Raw genomic sequence first — 18963 nt, forward strand, 5'->3', positions numbered from 1 at the left:
CACCCTATAAATCCGTCGCCATTTCAGACTGCGGGCGCTCAAGCACCAGCCCGGAAATCTAATGATGCCATTAGGCGATACCGGGTCTAGTCGGCCTAGGCTTCGACAGGTCGATCAAGCGAGAAAGCGCTGGACCGTCAAGCATCGCCTACCGGCGCGCCGCAATCAGATCGAGGGTGGCCCTCTGTGTCCTTTGCATCGACTTCTCCCACCAAAGCGCGAAACGGCGCTGCGGCGACTGAGCGTCGCCCGGCCGATGGGTCAGGAGGCGGAACGTCGGTCCGGGCACCGGCGGCCGGTCCAGCGCCGCAACAAGTTCGCCTCTTTCGATCAGCCGATTGACGACGACCGATCGTCCGATAGCTATGCCCTGACTGCAAAGAGCCGCATGATAGGCGAGATGCGCGAGATTGAAGTGGCGCTCGCTCGCAGGAGATTCAGGCCACCGCGTTGCCGCTCCCCGCCGCCACGCGTTCCACTCGTCCCCGCTCGCTCCGCCGATCCACGGGACGTCATCGTGAAGCAAAACGATAGGGAGTTCGGCATCGGCACCGAGGCGATCCAGATAATCGCGCGAACAGACCGGAAAGATGAACTCCTGCAGAGAGGCGAGTTCCTGCAGCTCCGCAATCGGATGCGGCGAATAATCGATCGAGATGTCGATGCCTTCATCCTCCATCCGTTCGACCGTCGAAGGAAAAAGTTCCGATCGCACAAAGATTTCGATTCCGGGATTCTCGCTGTAGAAATCCTCGAGATGGGGCACCAACCATTCGGTTGCCAGCGACGGGAAGCAGGACACGACGATCGCACCGCGCTGCTGGTGATGAATCCGGCTGACCGCATCGTTCAAGATCATAGCGACGTCGGACATTGCCCCCATCAGCGAAATCCCCGCCTCGGTGAGCGTTATTCGGCTCTTGTTGCGCACGAATAATGGCGTGGCGAGGCGGGCTTCGAGGCGCAGGACCCGTTGGCTCACAGCGCCCTGCGTCACGCCGAGCCGCCGCGCCGCTGCCGTGATCGATTCATGCCGGGCAGCCGCCCGAAAAATCCAAAGGTCGGACATAAGCTGCGCATCGAGCCGGTAAGCGTCGGCGTCTTCTTCGATCGTCTGAGACATACCCGCCACCGGTAAGGACGTGGCCGGCTCAGAGCAATGCCTTCGACCCGCACTAATGACGGCAATAGCCTTTCTAGATTGTCCGCTAGTTGCGAAACAGGAAGTGCACGACCGGGAGGTATGATAGCGATGCACTTGGAGCCCCGGTCCGTTGTGGACAAAGAGCCGGTCGACGGCTTGACCGTGAGCGGTCCCGCGAGCGGCCGTTACCTGATCGGCGGCCGTCCCTATCTGAATTTTTCCGGCGCCGGCTACCTTGCCCTCTCGGAGCTGCCCGAACTGCGCGAGGCCGCGCTGGACGCCATTGCCCGCGGCGTCCCCTTCGCGCAGCAATTGCCGCCGCCCTACGGCATTCGGGACCCGCTGTTCGAGGAGGTCGAACAGGTCGCCGCCGACTATATGGGCACCGAAACAGCCGTCTTTTTCGCGTCCGGCTATATGATCGGCATGGTGGCTCTCGCAGCCGAACGCCAGTCGCGCGATCAGCTTTTCATCGACGAATCCGCGCATCAGAATCTCAAGGACGCGGCGATCCTCTCGGGGGTGCCAATTACCTATTTCCGGCACCGTGATGCCGAGGCTCTGCGGCACAAGATCGACAGCTCGCTCGCGCCGCGGTCGCGGCCGCTGCTCCTCACCGACGGGACATTTGCGGCATCGGGCGACTTGGCGCCGCTGCGGGACTATGCCGATATCCTGGCGAATTTTGGCGGCGCGATGATCGTCGACGATGCCCATGGCTTCGGTGTATTGGGACTCGGCGGCTGCGGCGCGATTGAACATCTGGGGGTGACGGATCTCGCGATCCAAGGTGCAACGTTTAGCAAGGCCCTTTGCGCTCAAGGCGCCGTGATAGGCTGCACGGAGGCGCAGGCGCGCCGGATCAACGCGCTCGCACCCAAGCGCGGCGCGAACGCCGGCTCGCCAATATCCGCTGCGGTTTCGGTAGCGGCGATGCGCTATATGCGCCTGAATCCCTCACGGCGGCACAAGCTCAGCCGCCTCGCGGTTTCGCTGCGAAAAGGCCTCAGCAACAACGGATTTGCCGTTTCCGACTCCCCGTCGAACATCATCTCTTTTCGGCTTCAGTCGCGCGACGAGATGCGGCGGGTCCAGTACCGACTCTTTTCCAAAGGCATCTACCTACCAATATCGGATTATCCAGGGGCGGGCCCCGGAGGCATTTTCAGGGCGGCGGTGTACGCCAACCATGACCAGGCGGACATCGACAGACTGGTTTCCGAACTCGGAGCGATCTGACCAATGCTCACATATCACCGACTCCGAATGTCCCCGATGCCACGCCTCCAGACCAGACGGAGGGCGCTATGGTCGAACTGACGCATCACAAGCAATATGGTGGAGGCGTGCACGACATTCCTCCAGACGACCGGGTTTACCGCCTCGTGGTGATCGCGATCTCCGAGCCGGATCTGCTCTCACATATTCTCGGAATGGTCGCCGAACATGATCTTTTGCCTGCCGACATCGACTGTCGTTTCAGCCAGATGCAGTTTCGGGTGTCCTTGCAGGTGTCGGGATTGCGCACGGCCGCGCTGGAAACTCTCGCCAGGCGGATCGACGATATGCCTGAGGTTCGTTACGCCTATTGGAGGCCATCGAGCCGTCGGACTAAGATGCAGCGGCACCCGTCATGTGGTTCACACGATTTTCGAGGCCCCTCTCTCGCATCTCCCTCTACAATCGCATTCGCGTGTTAGTGCCACCCTGCGCTCAACCACGTATGCGCCACCGACAGGAAGTTATGGCTAAGACTGTCATTGTTCTTTCAGGTCTGATCCGCCCGCTCGTCGAATGCAGGCTACCCGACTGGGTCGAACCGCGCTTCTTTCAGTCGAAAGATGAAGCTCTCGAACTCGCGCCCGATGCCGAAATCGGCTGTTCGATATGTACGATAAAAGGGACATGGCGGTGGTCATCACCGCCGCGACAAACCTCAAATGGCTGAACTCCATCTACGCCGGGGTCGACGGCATGCCGCTCGACCTGTTTCATGAGCGCGGCACCATCGTCACGAACGGCGCCGGCATCAACGCGATCACCATCGCCGAATATGTCGTGATGGGCATGCTCACCGTCGCCAAGGGTTACCGCGACGTCGTCCGCGCGCAAGAACGCCGCGAATGGCTGATGGACTCGTCAGGAAAGGTCGAACTGTTCGGGTCGAAAGCGCTGCTGCTCGGCTATGGCGCGATCGGCAGCTGATCGAGGAGCAGCTGAAGGCGTTTGCGGTCGACGTTACGGTGGTGCGCCGGTCGCCCGGCCCCAACACGCTCACCCCCGATCAGTGGCGCGCCCGCTTAAGCGATTTCGACTGGGTTATCCTCGCGGTCCCCGCGACCCCCGAAACCGACGAGGGCGCGGCGGATGCCGAATAGAGAGGAGCGGGATGCCGGAGGACGTGTTATTCCGGCGCGACCCAAGACCGCCCGATCGGAATAGCGGCCAAGACGACCCAGCCGAAAAGCTGGCTGCGGTGTTGAAGCCGCACCGCAAGGGTCGCTACCCAACACCAGCCGTTGCCGCGAAGTCCCATGCCTGTTCCTCATGGTCCACGACACGGCTCGATCGAACGTCCATGAGCGGTGAAGATCATTCTTGCTCACCGATCAGACGGTGCGTCGGGATGATGCGCGATTTAGCGGGGGATCGGAATGCAGAGCGACGTGAAGCGAAAAGCAGCAAGCCGGGGCGGCGCTTTGTGGATCGCGGCTTGCATGAGCCTGATTCTTTCTGGCTGCGGCGGCACGCCCGAGGTCACACTCCCCGCCGACCGGGCCGAAAGCGCGGCGCTTTGCTACGGCGCCACGATGGCGGTGACGCAGGAAACCGTCGGGAAGGGCTCCGTCCCGCTCGACGACGCGAGCCATACGCTGCATTTCGCGCTGCTCGCCGGGACGGACGGCGACCTCGACGACCCGGCCAAGGTCGTCGCCAAGATCGAACGCATCGGCACGCACGACAAGGGATTGCAGGACAAGTTCGTCGCCGACAATTATGCCGCAAGCTACACCGCGCCGTGCGCCAAGGCGTTCCCGGAAACGCAGGCGAACGCGTTCAAGGGCCTGCCGCCCGACGCGCGCGACACGCGCACCCAATGCTATACGCTGTCGACCGTGCTGCTTCAGATTTTCGCACAAAGCGAGATTGCGCCCGACGCCCGCGCCGCGACCTGGGTCAAGCTCAATGGCCAGCTCGAACAATTGTCGAACAGCGAAGTCTATCCGGCGGAGGATGACAAGCATATCGGCGAGATCGCGATGCGCGCGCTCGCCAAGGCGGTGCGGCTGGGGCCACCCGTCGATGTGATGAAGGCGTGCGGCGACCGCTATCTGAAAGACTGACGGCGATGCCGCCGAGCGACGTGACCGGGGGCGCATCGATGACGTACACGACGGTCTATGACATCGCGAGCGATAGTGTCGGCTTGTGGTTTCCGCTGTTGGGGCTGGGATTGATCCTGGTCGGCGCGGTGATGAAATGGCGTTTCGGGCAATCGGGCTGGAGCAGCTATCCGTTCATCGCGATCGGCATCTTCACGATTCTCGCTGCGGGCGCGGTCCCGTGGTGGGACTATTGCCGGGTTACGCAGGCGGTGGCGAACGGCGAGGCGCAGCGGGTCGAAGGCCCGATCCATGACTGGCGCATGGCGCGTGGGCGCAAAAAGCGCCAAAGCACCGGTGTCACTCTTTATAGTCGTTACGAACATTTCGCGGTCGGCAGTGTCGATTTCGACATACATTGGGACGCGCTGGAAGCGGGCTTCGCCAACCGCGGCAGCACCGAGGAAAAACCCACGCTCCGCCTGGCGAACGGGATGCCCGCGCGCATCTGGTATCTGCCGGTCGACGGCCCCGGCAAGCCGCCGCGCATCGTCCGTATCGATCTGGGCGCGGAAAGCTGGGCCGATGCGGTGCGGCAACCCGATGCCGGCATAGCCTTCCGGCTGGTGCAAGGCCGTATCTCGGACGAAGCCAATATTCTGTCAGCGGACCAGAAGGCGCGGCTCGATGTCCGTCTCACTGCCTTCGAGCGGACGACCGGACATCGGCTTGCCGTGGTCACGACGCCGTCTCTCGGCGGGATCGACATCGCGCGCTTCGCGGCCCAGCTCGCCGATCGCAGAGGCATGGGCGACGACAGCATCCTGCTCCTGGTCGCGCCGAACGAGCGGCAGGCGCGGATCACCGTGGGGCGCGGGCTCGAGGCCCGCCTGCCCGACGCCGCAGCGCAAGAGATCATGGACATGGCGATCCTGCCGCTGTTTCGTCGCGACGACATCCCCACGGGAATCGAGGCGGGCGCATCGATGATCATCGGCAAGGTGACGAGCGAAGAGGGGAAATGAACCGGCTACTGAGCCAACCTGCGATCGGCGCCGTTCTGGTGCTGCAGCTCGCAAGCGCCGGGGCGCTCGGCGCGCTGTGGTTGCGCGACGGCTGGATCACGCCGACCGGCATCGCATTTGCCCTGCTGCCGCTCGGCCTATTGCTGTGGGGCGTGATGGCGGGCGGGGACGACCGTTCGCAAATCGGCATCATGATCTGGGCGCTCACCATGTTCGGGCCGCTCATTCCCGCAGTATATGTTTTGCAAAGCGGCCCCGAAAACTGGTTCGTGCAATGGCGGTTCATGGCCGCCTTCGGCGGTGGTTATGTCATGGTATTGATTGTCTTCATGCTGTGGCTCGCGGCCTGGACGGCATGGGTGCCATCCGCGCCGGGCGCCATGCCGCTGTCCGAGCACAGGCTGAAGCAGCGCATCGGATCATTGGCGAACGCCGGGCTGCACCTGCGGGTCGAGCGACCGGCGGGCGAACCCGACCGGATTCTGATCGCCCGCGGCTTTCGGGACGGAAAGCGAACGATCGGGGTGCGGCTGACCTTCGTTTCCAGGCGCCATTGCGTATTGGCGCGCGAGGTGTCGCTGATCCGCGGCGACAAGCCGATGAATGCCAGCGAAGCGCGGATGCGAAGCGGCCCCCGCAACCACGACGGTAAGCACCCCGACGCCGACCTAATCTATGACGCCAGTCTGACGGCGTCGCCGCCGAGCGAAGCTGTCCGGCGGCGGATAGCTCTGCGCATTACGGACGATCGCGTCGAGATCGCCGGGGACAAGGACATTGCGGCCGCTCCGGCCAATCTGGCGCATGTGCTGACCAAGGTCGTCCACCAGTCGGGGTGGGCCTGGCAGGGGGTATTCGCCGACTGGCAACGAGGCTGTCGCTAGACCCCGCCACCGCGCAAATCCGAGGGTGTCATCCCGAAGCGGCGGCGGAAGGTGCGGTTGAAATAAGATAAATCTCCAAAACCGCAGCCAAAGGCAATCGCTGCGATCGTCCGGAGCACCTGCCCCGGGTGCAGCAACAGGCTGTGCGCCCGGTCGAGCCGCTGACTGAGGACATATTTGGAGAAGCTGCTTCCCTCATCCTGAAACAGGCGGCGGACATAGCGCGAACTGATCCCGCAGCGCCTTGCCACCCCTTCAACGTCCAGTTGTGGATCGCACAGGTAGCGGGCGATCTCGGCCTTGATCGCTTGGACCCGTGCCGCTTTCACGCCGGGTTGCTCAGGCAGCGGCGAGCCGTCGGCCGCGGCGATGGCACCGATCAGGTCGCGGATATGCCCGGCGACGAGAGGTCCGCCTGCGCCCGCGCTCACCTCGGTGCGCAGGCGGAGCATGTCGATATAGGCATGGAGCAGGCCCAGCAGGTCGCTCTGCCGGGGCACGACCCGCATCGCCAAATCATCTGCCCCCGAATAGAAGGAGCGCAGATCGTCGAGCGCGATCGCAATATTGGTGAAGCGGCTCTGTTTCTGGCAGCTTATGATGCTGGCCTCGCCGCCGCGCACGAAAATAGAATCGCCCGGCGCCAGAATATGCTCGCGCCCGCCTTGCCTGATGTCCAGCGGCGCATCGGCAATGATCAAATAGAGCATCTCCACGGGGTCGGCGGCAATCAGACTGCCGGTGCGCGTGACCCGCACCGGCGACGCAGAAACCGAGGCATAGGCGGCGCCCGGTAACGCGCATAATGTTCCTTCGGCGTGAAAGGGCACGTCCCTGGTCGGCTCTATGTCGAGCCGGACCATCGCCTGCCCGAACACCTCACGCCACATCGGCAGGCGCTCGCGAACCGGAACCGAGGCAGTGGACAATTGCTGCGACAAGCCCGTCGAGTTCAAGCCCACCCCCAATTCACCGGCCGCCAGCCGCCAGCGTCCATGGTCCATCCTTATCCGGCGGATGCCGCCTGGTCCATCCCGCGTTCCGTCTGGTCCGAGACGGGCGCGAGCCGGCGTGGCATCTGCTTTCGATCGCGGGAGCGGAGGCGGCAATAGCGATCCATCGGCACATCCGTGGACGGCTCCAGAGGCAACCCGGCCTGAAAGGCTTCTCTCCACCTCTGCCGGCCTCCCCGCCCGGGCCTGCCCATGTCTCTTGCGACATGGGCAGGCCGTTGATTCGATTGAGCAGGAAACGGAAATGCGACCGTCAACAATCCGGAAGATCTATTCCTTTTTTGTAGCGTTTGTCCTGACTGCAGTAGCTACGCCGGATTGGGCGCTGGGCCGCGGGCTGCATCGGGATAGTGTCGAAGCGGCCGACCTGAGTGTGATGGCGGTCAACAAGACCGACCGCCGCATCGAGCAGATTGCGCTGCGCGAGCCCGACGGCATCGAACTCGATTCCGATATCTTCGGTTATGACGGCCTCGCGCCGCGGCAATGGCGGGCCTTTACCATCCCCCGTGGAGCGGGGGTCTGCACTTATGAAATCTCGATCCTGTTTGAGGAAAAGAAGGAAGCGGACTGCTGCAGCGACCCTTTGCCGATCGGCGTCCGAAATCTGTGCGATGATCCGCGGATTGTCGTTCATGACTAGCTGGCGTAAAATCGGCTTTGGCGGCCTGCTTCTCTCCGCCACCATCCCCTTGAACGGGACGGTGGTTGCCCCATCGAACGCGCAAACGGCGGCGCCAGTCACGGTTCCGGCAAGTTTCGATTGCGGCAAAGCGACGCGCGCGGTCGATCGCTTCCTGTGCGCCAATGCCGCCTTGCGCTGGCAGGACCTGGCCCTCTCGCGAAGCTATCGCGCTACGCTCAGCGCGCTGAGCGGCCCGGCACGCGCGGCGCTGGTGGCGGAGCAGCGCGACTGGGTTAGCGAACGCGACCGCCGCTGCGCCGCCGACCGCAGCTTCATTGAACTGAACGATCCCGCGTCATCGGTCCACGATCAGGCGTATGACTGCCTGATGACGGTCTATCTCGACCTAAGGCACTTACGATCGCTACGCGACAGCGGCATGATCGACGAAGCGGAATATCGGGCGAAGCGCGCCGAGATATTGGCGGCCCTGTGATGAAGCGCCGGACTCGCCTAGGCCTCGCGGCCCTGCTCTGTGCAGCGATCGCGGGCTGCGCAAACCGGGAGCTAGCCGCGCGCGACACTTTGGCCAAGCCTTCACATGACCGATCGAGCGCGTGACGGCGACGAAGATGAGCGGCGGGCGCTGGAGCGAAGTGATGCGGCGCGCGAACCCCGTCCCCGACCCACCCGCGGAAATTCGGGCCGACCCGGCGCGGCTCGCCCAGTGGACCGAGAGCCATCACGCGCCCTTCTCTCCCGGCTTCGAACATAATTACGCAGGGTTCCACGCCGCCGGATGTGGACATGAGGCCGAACACCTCTGCTTCTGCCCGCTCGAAGCTCCGATCGGGAAGCAGGCGGCTTGTCACTGCAAAGCGCCCATCGCCCCGTTGTTGCCGGGCTCCTGAGATGGAGAAGCGCGATGACCGAGGAAGGCGCCGGCATGGCCCTGCGCGCGTTGATCGGTCCGGGGATCGTCGCAGAGATCTTCGGGCTGCTGTTCCTGATCGCGGCGCTCGACAGGTTTCTCAAGGCGCATCGCTCTTGGCTATCCGGCCGCTGGACATTGTGTCCGCGGCGGTGGCTTGGGGGTTCGTCGCGATGACGTTCGCGGTTACGAGCGGCGCGGTCTACTCCGCCGATACCGAGATCGCGCAGTTCGACATGGCGACGTACGCCGAACACCGCATCGCGGGCACCGCGCGCGGCGACCAGCCTATACCGTGTCGGCCGATCTTGGCAGAGCGGTGTGAGCAACATACAATCGCTGCGGCGACGAATTTCTGGCAGAGCCGGATAGACAGGCACCCGAGCACTTCTGCCTCGCCGCGATGAACCGGCGCGGCGCGTCTGGCCACGCGGTCTCCCGGGCGATAGCGGGAGATTAAGGGCCGCATTTCATCCGACGTCCTCCAGGCAGCCATACCAGCAGATAATTTCGCCGTCCGTACCAACGCGCGCCGCCCCTCTGGAACGCAGTCGCCTCCAAGCGTCGGTTTCAGAACGGCGGACGCGATATTCCGTGTCGATCGGGCTTCCGCTTTCGAATGATTTGTTCATTGCGTCCAGCGTCGGCTGGATGTCATCGGGGTGCAATGCGTCCAGCCAGCCAAAACCTTGCCATTGATCCCCCTTCATTCCAGTCATTTCCAACCATCGTTGGCTGACATCCAAAGCCCGTCCTTCCGGATCGATGATCCATGGAATTTGGGGCAACAACTCGACCATATGCCGAAAGTTTTCTTCGGCCGCCCGGCGCGCTTCTTCGGCGTCCTTAATGGGGGACATATCCGCAATCGCCACGGACACCCCGACCACTTCTCCTGCTTCGTCACGGGCTGGCTCGTAGGACAAGTGAATCGTCCGGCCGCCATTGACGCCAGACGCAGGTTTCGTGACTTCGACGCTTGGAATAGCCTCGCCGTCGAGCGCCCGACGGATATACTCTTCGACTATCGGAAAGAGTTCGGGGATCATTTCCGAAACAGTTCTACCGATATGTTCCTCCATAGGCCGCCCGTTCATTTCCGCGAGCTTACGGTTTAGCATCCTGTACCGAAGGTTTCGATCCAGAAACCCCAGTCCAACCGGCGCGCCGTCATACACGGCCTGCAGTTGCGCGAGCCTCACCGAGGGAAGGAGATCCAAGCTACCGCGAGAAACGCGCCCTACAGCATCAATCGACATGGCGGAGGGATCTATCGGTCGAAAACCTGACACAGCATCCGCAAGGTCTTTGGCGGGCATCGCCTTTCCGTAGAGCCAGCCTTGCGCCAACTCGCAACCGAGCCACTGTAACATCTGGACCTGCTCAAGTGTCTCGACCCCTTCAGCTACTGTTACAAGTCCCAAGCTTTGACCCAAGCCCACGACCGCGGCGACAATTTTCCGACTGTCACGACGCTCCTCCATGGATCGCACAAAACTCTGATCAACCTTGATTTCATCGAACGGAAGGGATTGGAGATGCGTTAAACTCGAGTACCCCGTTCCAAAATCATCGAGCGCCAGCTTGCAGCCCCGGGCCTTCAAGGCCCCCAAAATTGTACGCGCTTGATCACCATTCTCTGTCAAAGCGCTTTCGGTAATTTCGATCGTCAAACGATCTAAAGAGAATCCGGCAGCCTCGGCGATGGCCTGGATATTTATGGGCAAGCTGGGCCCGCGCAACTGGACTGGTGAGATATTGACGGAGAGGGTTCCGAAGCTTGGCTGGCTCGCCATTGCAGAGAAAGCTCGATGGAATAATTCACTGGTTAATCGGTCAATCCATCCGTCTTTTTCGGCCAAAGAAACAAATTCCCCTGGTGGAATCCATCCTCGATCGGGGTGTTTCCATCTGGCGAGAAGCTCAAACCCTTGCAGATCACCCGTTCGAAGATTGACAAGCGGCTGAAAGTGCGGGCGGAACTCACCATTGGCGAAAGCTCGCTCGATTTCTCGTTGCTGTTCGATGTTCCCCACCCCCCGCGGCCTTATTGGCCCTTCATTCTGTTTTCCGCCGCGTGTCCGACTTCGGAAGCAGCAGGACGAATCTAGGCCCACTTTCCGCTGCTTCCTAACGGGGATTTGACAAATTGGCGGACCACAGTCGGGCTCAGACGGTGTAAGTGAAGCCGAAGTAGCTGTCGCCGGTTTTATCATTGCGGGCGGCAGCCTCGGGATGTCCGCTCCTGCCAAACAGCAGTCATTCGCCACCGATGCCCCGAAAACAGGCGTTATGACGAGAGCAGCCTGTCGGGAAAGCGCTCGCGATAGTGCTGGATGCGCGTGGTGCGCAAACCCGGAACCCCGACCCGATCGAACAGACGCTGCCAGTTTGCCAGTTCTTCGAGGCTCATGCGATAACGGGCGCAAGTCTCTTCGGGCGTGAGCAGCCCGCCTTCGACCGCAGCAACCACTTGCGCCTTGCGTCGGCTGACCCACCGCGTCGTCTCAGGCGGCGGCAGATTATCGATCGTCAATTCTTCGCCCAGCGGACCGATGATTGATGCCGAACGTATCTTCTGGTTCTCGAGCACATCGACTCTCCGTCTCGCGGCATTATGCCGCAGTTGTGCCCCCCGATCTTGCAACGGGATGATGCTGGCTTAATCGGGTTAATGAAGTTTTGGCCGAGAGCCTTAATTGAGACGAGCCGAGAGCGGCGCAGGCCAAATCTTGAATTGGCTCGCACGCGCCTGCTGAATCATCCTGCCCTGAAAATGGCACCTTCGGCTCCGCCGTGCGTATTGGTTCCGACATGGTGGATAGTTGGAGGCGTTGATGGCAACCGAGTGCACGGCCTACCGCGATGGCAAGGGATCACTTCACCCGACCCCCGAGAGGGCAACGCTCGCCGATCTGGCCGATGTATTGGGACGCGTGGGCGAGGAAGGCGGAATGACTTCAGGCGTCGCCAAGCTGATCTTCGAGAAAAGAGAAGAGATCGAGCGGGTCTTTGCCGAGCATGATGCCATCCTCGCGAGCAGCACTCCGACGCAGGACGAGACAGGAGAAGTCGTACCAATCAAGGGCGCCGGCTGAACCGGCCATAACCGGTTGGATCGTCGCGCTACTCAAGCAGCGTGATCTGATCGGCTCAACGCCGAACAAAGAAAATCGCCCGGTTCTCAGAAACTGCGAAAACCTTCGATCGTACCGCCACGAGCGCAACCGGCGCCCTTTTGCCCGAAACAGTCCCTGCTCCCGATAGCAGCCGGACATAAGCGCGGGTTTCGGCAGGCAGCGTCTGGCCATCGGAAATGAAGGCGGCGTAGCGCGTCGGTCCGGCGTTATAGGCCGCGAAGAGGCCGTGGTAGCCGAAACGGTCGTACGAGCTTGAGCTCCAGATAATGCAGCGCTTTCGCGGCGGCGCGGCGCGTGTCGTTCGCTTCCTCGGCGAAACGAACGATCCGCGCGCGCCCGTCGTCGGGATCGGGAACCAGTTCGACGATGCCGCGCGTCTCGAGCTCGCTCAGCATCAGGCTGATCGCCTGGCGCGTAACGCCAAGGTTGCGGGCGATGCGCGTCGCGCGATGTTCCCCCGCCGAGATATGGCGATCAGCATCGACTGGGCGCGGCTGACGTTCGGAATGCCGGCTTCCTTGAGCGCAGCCTGAAGCGCCTCATCGAACCAATAGAGGGCGCTCAGCAGGTTCATCATCAGAAATCGGCTATCGATCGTCGTCATCCCCTTGGCCGCGGCGCGCCGGTCATAAGGTCGGTCGCCACCTCCTTGCAATCGCGGCGCATGGAGCCCGACCCGGTCGCGGTCAACCGGTCTTGCGATTCCGCAGGCGCCCCTTCGCGGCGCCGCATATCGGTCGGCGTCATGCCGAACCGGCGCGCGAAGGCGCGGGTGAAGCTGGCGTTGCTTTGATAGCCGCAGCGATAGCCGATGCTCGAAATCGGCAGATCGCTGAGCGTCAACAACATGCGGGCATGCGACAGCCGCCGCTCGCTCACCGCCTCCGCGACGGTGCATTTATACATTTCGCGAAACCCCTGCGTCAGCTTCGCTTTGCCGAGCCCCGACCGCCGCGCGATCTCGGCCACGGTCAATGGCTCCCGCCAGCCTTCGCTGACCAGCTGGTGCGCAGTGGCGACGCGTTTGGCGTCGATCTCGCTCAGCGTCGTCTTGCCATGGAACTCGACCATCCGATGCTCTTCGAGCGCGCCGAACAGCCGGCACAGCAGTTCGAGGCTGCGCGCGGTGCGGAGCATGCCCGCAACCTCGCTTTCCCCCTCGACCGCCACGAGCGCACGGCCAAGCTCGCGCAGGTCGGCGGAGAGATACCAGCTTCCCTTCACGCTCGGCAGCAGCCCGAACATGCGCAGGCACGCGTTGCGGCTGATCGCGAACAGCAGGATATGGCCGCCCGCTTCCTCGCCGATATTTTCGCCCGCCAATATGCTGACCGCGGGTTCGCCCATGTCGCCGAAGCCGATGACGATCGGCTCGGGCGGCAGCCACGTCGGATCGAGGACGCCGCGCCCGATGAAGCTCGCCAATTCCGCCGATATGATGATCGCGCGCTTATGTGTCATCGAACTGCCGGCCTCTCCCGATCAGCGTGGGGTGAGGTCCCCTTAGAGTTCCGGGAGAAACGCGTCCAGTTCGGTGGACGACACCCCCGGCAGCGGGATCAGCGGCCGGTGGCTCCGCGCGCCGACAGATGTGTGAGAAGCAGTACGGTGAGCAGCGCGCCGCCGCTGAGCTGGCCGAGCCACTCGACCGCGCCATAGCCCCACCCGAGCGCGAGACCAGCCACCGGATAGGCCAGAAGCAACAGGAACAGGCCGCCCCGGCGCATGCGCACGGCCGTTCCGGCGCGAAGCTTGCGGCCCAGAAGATCGCGCTGATGCCGGTCGCGTGCGGCGCAAAGCATCGCGAATCCGGCGAAGGCGAAGAGGAAGAGCAAAAGGTGGATCATGCCGCTTCGACACCCGGTATCGCGCCCGCGGAAGCTCGGCGCGACGAGACCCTGCCCTCCTGCCTGCGCGCGACCTTCAGCGCCGCCCAGCCAAAGCCGACGGCAATAAGCAGCATCGCGCCATCGAACGCGGCGAAAACCGCGTCGCCGGCCGCCAGACTGGTGAAGAGCGACCGATCGGTGGTCAAGGCGTTGACGACGGGCACCGCCGCGAAAGCGAGCGCGGTTGCCGACAAGGTTTCGAGCCAAGCGCGCCGCGCGGGTCGTGCCAGCGCCCATATCGCCACCGCGCCCCAGGCGATGAACATGGTATCGATCTCGCGGTCGCTGCGACCGGCGATGCCGAGCGGCAACAGACGGTTGGCGAGGAAATAAACCGCCATGCCGAACGGCAGGCCCGCAATCGCCGCGATGTTCAGCTTCTCGACGAGCCGGAATCCGAAATGTGGCCGCTCGGGATCGGACAGCCTGGCGCGGCGCTTCACCGTCCACAGGATCAGGCCCGAGGCGACCATGACGCAGCCCGCCACGCCCGACAGGAAATAGAGGGCTCGCAGCCAGGGCGAGGCGAAACGGCCGGCGTGAATCCCGATCATCGTGTCTTCGGTCACCGTCGCCGCACCCGATGGATCCAGCGCGCCGACCGGCCTCCCCGTCACCCCGTCGAAGGTCAGCGAGCGCAGGCTGATCGACATCCCGGCATCGGGCGCACTCGACACGATGACCTGCGCCGAACGATCACCCGGGTTGAGGATGCGCACGCTTCCCGCGGCGCTTCCCCATGCTTGCTCGGCGCGCTCGACCATCGGTCCGATGGGGGCAAGCGGTGCCGCCCCCGTCTTTTCCCCCGGCACGGGCCAAGGAGAGGTCGCGTCGAAAAATTTGCCTTCATCGGCGTAATTGGCGGCGATACCCCACGGCATATAGTGGGTCGCAAGGCTGACGAGGCCGGTGTAGGTGATCATCAGGATGAAGGGCAAGAACAGCACGCTCGACGCATTATGCGCATCGAGCCAGCTTCGCTGGCCCTTGCCGAACCGCAGCAGGAAGAAATCCGCGAGGATCTTCTTGTGCGTGACGATGCCGCTGAGGATCGCGACGAGCATCGCCATCGCCGCGATGCCGACCAGCCAGCGCGCCCAATACCAGTTGATGTAATGAAGATCGTAGTGAAAGCGGTAGAGGAACCAGCCGCCCAGCGTCTCGCGCGCGAAAACCCTGGTCCCGGTGCCGTCGAGGCGCGCGCTGGTCGGCGCGTCGGCGGGCGCGTCAGGGCCGTTCACCCAATAGAGTTGCAGGCCGGCGGCGCGCTTGCCCGTCGAATAGATCGACCATTCGCTGCCATCGGACGCCTCGCGCTTCAGCCACTCGGTCGCCGCGACGAAGCCGCTCGCCGGATCGGCCGGGACGCTCCGCACCTCGGGCGTCATCCAGAGGGTGATTTCTTCCTGAAAATAGGCCGAAGTCCCCGTCACGAAGATGGCGAACAGCAGCCAGCCGAGCAGCAGCCCCGTCCAGGTGTGCAGCCACGCCATCGATTGCCGGAAGCCGCCCTTCACAGCCTTCCTCCCACCGCGATCAGCAGCCAGTCGGCGGTGCCGGCAACCAGCCCGGCGGCGACCAGCCCGATCCACAGCCGCAGGGCCGAGCGGACCGCAAAGGCGGTCATCGCGATCCCCGCGAAGATCGCGAAGGAGAGCGTCGTCGCGGCGATCGAGGCCTGCGCGGCGTCGCCCGGCAGCAGCCGCGCGATCAGCATGGTCAGCGCGCTGGTGACGGCATAGTTGAGCGGCACCGCGGCGAGCGCGCGCGCCGCGATGTCGCGCCCCCTCGCGGCGCGCAAATTTTGGACCGCCCTGCTCATCGCACCCCTATCGCAACATTGCGACTGACTCGCAATAGCCTCGCTCCATGTCAGAAGCGATAGCCGATCGTTCCCATCACATTGCGCGGGGCGCCGACGAAGCAGTCGCCGCGCGCGAGGCAGGAGGCGTAATATTCGTTGTCGAGCAGGTTCGTGGCGTTGACCGCGAAGCGCCAGTTATTCCAGCTGATCTCGGCGAGCGCGTCGACCGTCGTGCGCGAGGGCGTGACGATCGACCAGACCGGGCTGGTCGATACGCTCTTGCCGTTATAGACGACGCCGGCGCCGAGGCGCAGCTGCGCTTCGCCCGACAGGCCAAAGATCTTGGTCGACCAGAGCGACGCCGTGTGGCGCGGCATATAGTCGAGGCTCGTATTGCTTTCCGACTTGAGCTTCGCATAGCCATAATTGGCCAGCAATTCGAAATCGCCCGGGAGGGTATGGCTGGCCTCGATTTCGAAGCCCTTGGTGTTGAGTTCGCCCGACTGGGTCGTGCCCCCGGCGGCAAGATAGAGGACGCGATTGCGCTCCTTGATCTTGAAAGCCGTCGCGGTGACCAGCGTGCCGGGCGTCGGCTGCCACTTGATGCCCGCTTCATACTGCGTACCGGTCTGCGGAACATAGGGATCGCCGAAGGTGCCGTCGCCATTGTCGATCCGGCCGGCTACCGGCAGGAAGCTTTCGGTATAGCTGAAAAAGGGGGAAATGCCCGCGCCGATCTCGCCGATGATGCCGGCGCGGAAGGTGGTGGCATTGTCCTTCTGGCCCGACGAGCCGGTCACCCGGTCGCGGCGGGCGCCGAGCACGACCGAGACGCGGTCGAAGAAGCGGATCTGATCCTGGACGTAAATGCCCAGCTGCTTCTGGCTTTCCGTGGTGAAGGGGCCGGTGGGATCATAGGTCGCCAGCGCGTCATAATCGATGTCGTAGAGGTCGACGAGTTCGGCCCCGCCGGCATAACGCTTGGCAATCTTGTTCCAGCTATAGTCGATGCCGACGAGCAGCTTGTGCTCGATGTTGGCGCCGGTGCCGAAATTGAACTGGAGATTATTGTCGGTCGAGAAGACGTTCATCCGCGCGTCGCTGGCGTCGGCAGTCAGGGCGATGGTGCGGCCGTCGGTCCCGTAGACCGAGAAAGGATCCTGCGGATTCGTATAGCTGTCGGCATAATGGGTGTTATATTCAAGGTCGCTGTCGATATAGCGGGCCTTCAGGCTGAGCTGCACATTGTCCGAGAAGCGGTGGGTGATCGATCCGCCGCCTTGCAACGAACGGCCCGCATAGCGGTCCCAGCCGGCCTTACCGACGAAAGTGTAGCGGTCGAGTTGCTCTCCGGCGACCGTATTGGGCCGGAAAGTGCCGATGATCGGCAGGAATTGCGAGGTCGAGCCGGTATCGTCCTCCTGATAGAGGCCGGTCAACACGATGTCGGTGTCGGGGGTCGGCTGCCAGCGGATCGACGGCGCGAACATCACGCGGTCATCGGGCACATGGTCGACATAGGTATCGGCGTCACGCGCACGGCCGACGAACCGAACCGCGAGATTGTCGGCAAGCGCGAGGTTGACGTCGCCCAGCACTTCCTTGCGGTCGTAGCTGCCATAGACGAAGTTGATTTCGCCGCGCGTGTCGAAGTCGGGCGTCTTGCTGACGAGGTTGACGATGCCGCCGATCGAGCCCTGGCCGAACAGCACCGAGGCGGGGCCGCGCACGATTTCGACGCGCGAGAAATTATACGGGTCGGACGTGATGCTGGCATAATAGGAGAAGATGTCGCGCATGCCGTCGCGGAACTGGAGCGCGTCGAGGCCGCGGATGTTGAAGCCGTCGACGCGGGTGTCGCGGCCATAGGGATTGGCGAGGACACCGGCGGCATATTTCACCGTGTCGCTGATGCTGATCGCCCCCTGCGCCTCATATTGGTCGGCGGTGACGACCTTGACCGGCTGCGGCAATTCGGTCAGCGCGGTGTCGGTCTTGGTTCCGGTATAGCCGGTGACGACGATCGCATCCTCGTCGGCATCGGCTTCGGCAGCGGCGGCATCGGCGGACGCGGCAACGTCCCCGCCCTCGCCGGCCCAGGCCGGATTGGCGGCAATAGCCAGCGTGGCTGCCCCGCAGAGCGCGATCATTCGGACGGTCATGGCGTTTCCCTTTTTGCGACTCAGTCTCAATTGAGCGAGGCCGCTAAAGCGAACGGGTCGCAATAGCAAGCTACTAATAATCGTTTGCAATAGGAGGCGCTCGGGGTCACACAGCTTTCTCGCGCACCGCCGACATTGCCGGCCGGACACATTCGGAAAAAAGAGGGACGTCTTTATGAAAATCACTTTTGCCGCGCTGATGGCCTTCAGCATCCTTGCCTCGCCTGCAACGGCCCACGAGGTCTGGGTCGAGCGCGACGCGACCGGTCCGGCGCGCATCTATCTGGGCGAACCCGTCGATCCGGTCCCCGCAGCCGGCGACCCCGAATTTGCCAAGCTGACCGCCCCGCGCCTGATCGCAGCCGGCGCCGTGAAGCCGGTCGCGCTGGTCCGCCGCGCGAACCATATCGAGGCGGCGGTGACCGGCACCGGCGACGTCCGCCTGACCGACGACAATGTCTTCACGCCATGGGAAGCCGAGGGCGGCAAATGGGAGGGCGTCGTCTATTATGCCCGCGCCGGCCGCACCGAAACCCGCTCGGCGCTCGACCTCGAGATCGTTCCGACCGCCGCCGGAGCGAACAGCTTCGTCGTCAACTGGCTCGGCAAGCCGCTCCCCGGCGCGAAGGTGACGGTGATCAATGCCGACCGTTGGCAAAAGAGCTTCGCCGCCGACGACCAGGGCCGCATCGACGTCCCGGTGACGGGCACCGGCCGCTATCTGCTATCGATCTCGCACGATGTCGAGGGCGCCCGCACGCTCGGCGGCAAAGAGGTCGCGAAGACCTATCACATCTCGACGCTGACCTTCGTCGCGCCATAACAGCCCGCGACGGGCGATGCGTTGGTGCCCCTGGCCGGACTCGAACCAGCACTCCTTGCGGAACTCGATTTTGAGTCGAGCGCGTCTACCAATTTCACCACAGGGGCCCGTGGACGCGGAGCCGTTGCCACAAAAGCACGGTCCGCGTCCAGCGCGAATCATGGCGAAGCATGAGGTTGCGCGAAACGCCGCCGCCGATA

At 63.3% G+C, this 18963-nt stretch carries 21 protein-coding genes, 1 tRNA gene and 1 pseudogene; 11 read left to right on the forward strand and 12 right to left on the reverse strand.

All coding sequences use genetic code 11. The features are described from left to right. Positions 1-148: 148 nt before the first annotated feature. On the reverse strand, positions 149-1258 hold the full coding sequence (locus GGR90_RS10945; protein ID WP_167921456.1) for a LysR family transcriptional regulator: 1110 nt from the start codon (positions 1256-1258) through the stop codon (positions 149-151). An 18-nt stretch (positions 1259-1276) separates the two neighbouring features. On the opposite strand from GGR90_RS10945, the gene GGR90_RS10950 reads away from it, so the two are divergent. The 6 genes and pseudogenes from GGR90_RS10950 (at position 1277) to GGR90_RS10975 (ending at position 6376) form a co-directional block, all read left to right on the forward strand. Beyond that, entirely contained in the window at positions 1277-2383 is a 1107-nt protein-coding gene (locus GGR90_RS10950) for an aminotransferase class I/II-fold pyridoxal phosphate-dependent enzyme (protein WP_167921457.1), read from the forward strand. 68 nt (positions 2384-2451) lie between these two features. Beyond that, positions 2452-2844, forward strand: a complete 393-nt coding sequence (locus tag GGR90_RS10955; RefSeq protein WP_167921458.1) for a hypothetical protein — start codon at positions 2452-2454, stop codon at positions 2842-2844. Between the two features lie 44 nt (positions 2845-2888). Next, positions 2889-3513, forward strand: a pseudogene (locus GGR90_RS10960) (NAD(P)-dependent oxidoreductase); the annotation flags it as partial. 348 nt (positions 3514-3861) lie between these two features. Next, entirely contained in the window at positions 3862-4488 is a 627-nt protein-coding gene (locus GGR90_RS10965; RefSeq protein ID WP_167921459.1) for a hypothetical protein, read from the forward strand. Between the two features lie 38 nt (positions 4489-4526). After that, entirely contained in the window at positions 4527-5492 is a 966-nt protein-coding gene (locus GGR90_RS10970) for a TPM domain-containing protein (protein ID WP_167921460.1), read from the forward strand. Then, on the forward strand, positions 5489-6376 hold the full coding sequence (locus tag GGR90_RS10975) for a hypothetical protein (RefSeq protein ID WP_167921461.1): 888 nt from the start codon (positions 5489-5491) through the stop codon (positions 6374-6376). Before GGR90_RS10970 ends, GGR90_RS10975 begins: the two co-directional genes overlap by 4 nt. On the opposite strand, the gene GGR90_RS10980 is transcribed toward GGR90_RS10975, so the two are convergent. After that, entirely contained in the window at positions 6373-7380 is a 1008-nt protein-coding gene (locus tag GGR90_RS10980) for an AraC family transcriptional regulator (protein ID WP_167921462.1), read from the reverse strand. The two genes, GGR90_RS10975 and GGR90_RS10980, sit on opposite strands and share 4 nt — an antisense overlap. 253 nt (positions 7381-7633) lie before the next feature. Between GGR90_RS10980 and GGR90_RS10985 the strand changes: the two genes are divergently transcribed. The 3 genes from GGR90_RS10985 (at position 7634) to GGR90_RS10995 (ending at position 9122) form a co-directional block, all read left to right on the forward strand. Continuing rightward, on the forward strand, positions 7634-8032 hold the full coding sequence (locus GGR90_RS10985) for a hypothetical protein (protein WP_167921463.1): 399 nt from the start codon (positions 7634-7636) through the stop codon (positions 8030-8032). After that, positions 8025-8510 carry a lysozyme inhibitor LprI family protein gene (locus GGR90_RS10990; RefSeq protein WP_209023682.1) on the forward strand — a complete coding sequence of 162 codons (486 nt, stop codon included), beginning with the start codon at positions 8025-8027 and terminating at the stop codon, positions 8508-8510. Before GGR90_RS10985 ends, GGR90_RS10990 begins: the two co-directional genes overlap by 8 nt. A 429-nt stretch (positions 8511-8939) precedes the next feature. Beyond that, a complete protein-coding gene (locus tag GGR90_RS10995) occupies positions 8940-9122 on the forward strand; it encodes a hypothetical protein (RefSeq protein ID WP_167921465.1) in 183 nt (60 codons plus the stop codon). 293 nt (positions 9123-9415) lie between these two features. Here GGR90_RS10995 and GGR90_RS11000 read toward each other — a convergent pair whose 3' ends face one another. Both GGR90_RS11000 and sciP read right to left on the reverse strand, forming a co-directional pair. After that, positions 9416-10981 carry an EAL domain-containing protein gene (locus GGR90_RS11000; protein ID WP_167921466.1) on the reverse strand — a complete coding sequence of 522 codons (1566 nt, stop codon included), beginning with the start codon at positions 10979-10981 and terminating at the stop codon, positions 9416-9418. 254 nt (positions 10982-11235) lie between these two features. Then, entirely contained in the window at positions 11236-11538 is a 303-nt protein-coding gene (gene sciP / locus GGR90_RS11005; protein ID WP_167921467.1) for a CtrA inhibitor SciP, read from the reverse strand. A 244-nt stretch (positions 11539-11782) separates the two neighbouring features. Here sciP and GGR90_RS11010 point away from each other — a divergent pair, with 244 nt between their 5' ends. After that, positions 11783-12043, forward strand: a complete 261-nt coding sequence (locus GGR90_RS11010) for a hypothetical protein (RefSeq protein WP_167921468.1) — start codon at positions 11783-11785, stop codon at positions 12041-12043. A 248-nt stretch (positions 12044-12291) separates the two neighbouring features. Here the strand turns inward: GGR90_RS11010 and GGR90_RS11015 are convergent, their stop codons facing one another. The 7 genes from GGR90_RS11015 to GGR90_RS11045 all read right to left on the reverse strand — a co-directional run bounded on the left by GGR90_RS11015 (position 12292) and on the right by GGR90_RS11045 (position 17940). Further along, a complete protein-coding gene (locus GGR90_RS11015) occupies positions 12292-12552 on the reverse strand; it encodes a MarR family transcriptional regulator (RefSeq protein WP_167921555.1) in 261 nt (86 codons plus the stop codon). Beyond that, positions 12480-12662, reverse strand: coding sequence for a hypothetical protein (locus GGR90_RS11020; RefSeq protein ID WP_167921469.1), 183 nt, complete (start codon positions 12660-12662; stop codon positions 12480-12482). Before GGR90_RS11020 ends, GGR90_RS11015 begins: the two co-directional genes overlap by 73 nt. A gap of 23 nt (positions 12663-12685) precedes the next feature. Beyond that, positions 12686-13546 carry a helix-turn-helix domain-containing protein gene (locus GGR90_RS11025; RefSeq protein WP_167921470.1) on the reverse strand — a complete coding sequence of 287 codons (861 nt, stop codon included), beginning with the start codon at positions 13544-13546 and terminating at the stop codon, positions 12686-12688. A 98-nt stretch (positions 13547-13644) separates the two neighbouring features. Beyond that, positions 13645-13932 carry a DUF3325 domain-containing protein gene (locus tag GGR90_RS11030; RefSeq protein WP_167921471.1) on the reverse strand — a complete coding sequence of 96 codons (288 nt, stop codon included), beginning with the start codon at positions 13930-13932 and terminating at the stop codon, positions 13645-13647. Beyond that, positions 13929-15491, reverse strand: a complete 1563-nt coding sequence (locus tag GGR90_RS11035) for a PepSY domain-containing protein (RefSeq protein WP_167921472.1) — start codon at positions 15489-15491, stop codon at positions 13929-13931. The genes GGR90_RS11030 and GGR90_RS11035 overlap by 4 nt, the downstream gene beginning before the upstream one ends. Next, entirely contained in the window at positions 15488-15796 is a 309-nt protein-coding gene (locus tag GGR90_RS11040) for a DUF3649 domain-containing protein (RefSeq protein ID WP_167921473.1), read from the reverse strand. Before GGR90_RS11040 ends, GGR90_RS11035 begins: the two co-directional genes overlap by 4 nt. 50 nt (positions 15797-15846) lie before the next feature. Next, positions 15847-17940, reverse strand: a complete 2094-nt coding sequence (locus GGR90_RS11045; RefSeq protein WP_245198580.1) for a TonB-dependent siderophore receptor — start codon at positions 17938-17940, stop codon at positions 15847-15849. A 175-nt stretch (positions 17941-18115) separates the two neighbouring features. Between GGR90_RS11045 and GGR90_RS11050 the strand changes: the two genes are divergently transcribed. Further along, a complete protein-coding gene (locus GGR90_RS11050) occupies positions 18116-18763 on the forward strand; it encodes a DUF4198 domain-containing protein (protein WP_167921474.1) in 648 nt (215 codons plus the stop codon). A gap of 22 nt (positions 18764-18785) precedes the next feature. Here GGR90_RS11050 and GGR90_RS11055 read toward each other — a convergent pair. Beyond that, positions 18786-18870: transfer RNA gene (locus GGR90_RS11055), tRNA-Leu, on the reverse strand. Between the last annotated feature and the right edge of the window lie 93 nt (positions 18871-18963).

The sequence above is a fragment of the Sphingopyxis italica genome (genome assembly GCF_011926545.1).
Taxonomy (GTDB): Bacteria; Pseudomonadota; Alphaproteobacteria; order Sphingomonadales; family Sphingomonadaceae; genus Sphingopyxis; species Sphingopyxis italica.

What these genes read in the sequence shown, in the direction of transcription:
- GGR90_RS10955 (WP_167921458.1), top strand. Translation starts at nt 2,452, where the DNA reads ATGGTCGAACTGACGCATCACAAGCAATATGGTGGAGGCGTGCACGAC.
- GGR90_RS10965 (WP_167921459.1), top strand. Translation starts at nt 3,862, where the DNA reads ATGAGCCTGATTCTTTCTGGCTGCGGCGGCACGCCCGAGGTCACACTC.
- GGR90_RS10970 (WP_167921460.1), top strand. Translation starts at nt 4,527, where the DNA reads ATGACGTACACGACGGTCTATGACATCGCGAGCGATAGTGTCGGCTTG.
- GGR90_RS10975 (WP_167921461.1), top strand. Translation starts at nt 5,489, where the DNA reads ATGAACCGGCTACTGAGCCAACCTGCGATCGGCGCCGTTCTGGTGCTG.
- GGR90_RS10980 (WP_167921462.1), bottom strand. Translation starts at nt 7,380, where the DNA reads ATGGACCATGGACGCTGGCGGCTGGCGGCCGGTGAATTGGGGGTGGGC.
- GGR90_RS10985 (WP_167921463.1), top strand. Translation starts at nt 7,634, where the DNA reads ATGCGACCGTCAACAATCCGGAAGATCTATTCCTTTTTTGTAGCGTTT.
- GGR90_RS10990 (WP_209023682.1), top strand. Translation starts at nt 8,025, where the DNA reads ATGACTAGCTGGCGTAAAATCGGCTTTGGCGGCCTGCTTCTCTCCGCC.
- GGR90_RS10995 (WP_167921465.1), top strand. Translation starts at nt 8,940, where the DNA reads ATGACCGAGGAAGGCGCCGGCATGGCCCTGCGCGCGTTGATCGGTCCG.
- GGR90_RS11010 (WP_167921468.1), top strand. Translation starts at nt 11,783, where the DNA reads ATGGCAACCGAGTGCACGGCCTACCGCGATGGCAAGGGATCACTTCAC.
- GGR90_RS11020 (WP_167921469.1), bottom strand. Translation starts at nt 12,662, where the DNA reads ATGATGAACCTGCTGAGCGCCCTCTATTGGTTCGATGAGGCGCTTCAG.
- GGR90_RS11025 (WP_167921470.1), bottom strand. Translation starts at nt 13,546, where the DNA reads ATGACACATAAGCGCGCGATCATCATATCGGCGGAATTGGCGAGCTTC.
- GGR90_RS11030 (WP_167921471.1), bottom strand. Translation starts at nt 13,932, where the DNA reads ATGATCCACCTTTTGCTCTTCCTCTTCGCCTTCGCCGGATTCGCGATG.
- GGR90_RS11040 (WP_167921473.1), bottom strand. Translation starts at nt 15,796, where the DNA reads ATGAGCAGGGCGGTCCAAAATTTGCGCGCCGCGAGGGGGCGCGACATC.
- GGR90_RS11045 (WP_245198580.1), bottom strand. Translation starts at nt 17,940, where the DNA reads ATGACCGTCCGAATGATCGCGCTCTGCGGGGCAGCCACGCTGGCTATT.
- GGR90_RS11050 (WP_167921474.1), top strand. Translation starts at nt 18,116, where the DNA reads ATGAAAATCACTTTTGCCGCGCTGATGGCCTTCAGCATCCTTGCCTCG.